We start from the raw sequence: 1,146 nt of genomic DNA on the forward strand, positions 1-1,146 counted from the left end.
AGATGTCACTATGCTCAAGGATCTCGCAGGGTATCTTCTGGGACTGGTTGGCAAGCGACTGGATGTGCGGGGAGTCATTACCCACGAGCAACTGCCTGTCGCCATCGAACGCCTTGAAACTGCGATCGTCGACGACGAAAAATTTGCCGCAAAAGACGACGCTTTCCATCGTGCGGTGCACGCGAATTGTCGCGAGCATCGCGCGGGACTTTCACAGCAGGCCTACCCGTTTCTAGACATGCTGCGCCAGGCACGAGAACACGAGGCAGACATCATCTGGGGTCTCTGACCGCGTCGTGCGCGTAGTTGAAAGAAGGGACTCAAGGCGAACACGCGGACGTTGGATTCAAGGGAAACGCACATGAAGTTCTTGGCCTTTATCGTGCTGTGGGGCGTTCTCGTTACCGGGGCACCCGGCCAGCCGCGGCTATCAGCGGTGAAGCCATCGGCCTCCGGTCGATTTCTTGCGGCCACGGCGGGCGCGCTTCCACGCAGTGGCGGTTACCACCAGGCGCTTGCGGCAACTGGCGGGCCGAATCAAGCAGCGGTCAAAGTGATGGGGCCGTACGGGAACGTACTTCCTAATCTTGCCGATGGCAATCCTTTTATTGTTGTCACGTGGCGCAGTCGCATAGGGGGCGCCCCGCGAGTGCAGTCCGAACACGGCTTTAAGGCGAGACCGGCGTCCGGCGAACATGTGATGTTTGTCTGGCCCGCAGCCTGAGTCGTCGCAAATAGCCGACGACACGCGTGATAATCGGCTCTGCACGGAGACGCCGGCGCACCTGAAGCCGTAAAAAGAGAGGCTCTGGTTTTCGGGTACACCGAAGCGGCTGCGACGAGCAGGAACGTGTGCCGCCCGCGAACCGGCGGCGCGCTATGTCGATTCGAAATATTCCCGTTCGCTGCCGTAGGTCTGACCGGCCGTTATATAGCCCCGTCTTGCTGCATCGCCTAGCGCAGGTCACCAACGCCGAAAACCTCCGTGTGAATTCGCGATGCGTCCACGCCCAGCGTTTTCAATGTGTCGACCTGCGCGCGCATGAACGGCATTGGCCCGCACACGAAGTAATCAGCGTCGCGAAGCAGAACCGCTTCGCGGATCGCTGCGAGGTCAAGCCGTCCGATGAAATCGTAGTCTCTGCC

Annotated in this window: 1 protein-coding gene and 1 pseudogene; one reads left to right on the forward strand and one right to left on the reverse strand. The window is 60.0% G+C overall.

What is annotated here, in order from left to right; all coding sequences use genetic code 11:
• Window positions 1-289: DUF1840 domain-containing protein (locus tag AWB68_RS45230; RefSeq protein ID WP_143282073.1), on the forward strand; the 289-nt coding region annotated here is incomplete at its 5' end.
• 665 nt (window positions 290-954) lie between these two features.
• Here AWB68_RS45230 and AWB68_RS50605 read toward each other — a convergent pair.
• Window positions 955-1,146 (reverse strand): annotated as a pseudogene (locus AWB68_RS50605) (nitric oxide dioxygenase); the annotation flags it as partial.

The sequence above is a fragment of the Caballeronia choica genome, from assembly GCF_001544535.1.
In the GTDB taxonomy this organism is placed as follows: Bacteria; Pseudomonadota; Gammaproteobacteria; order Burkholderiales; family Burkholderiaceae; genus Caballeronia; species Caballeronia choica.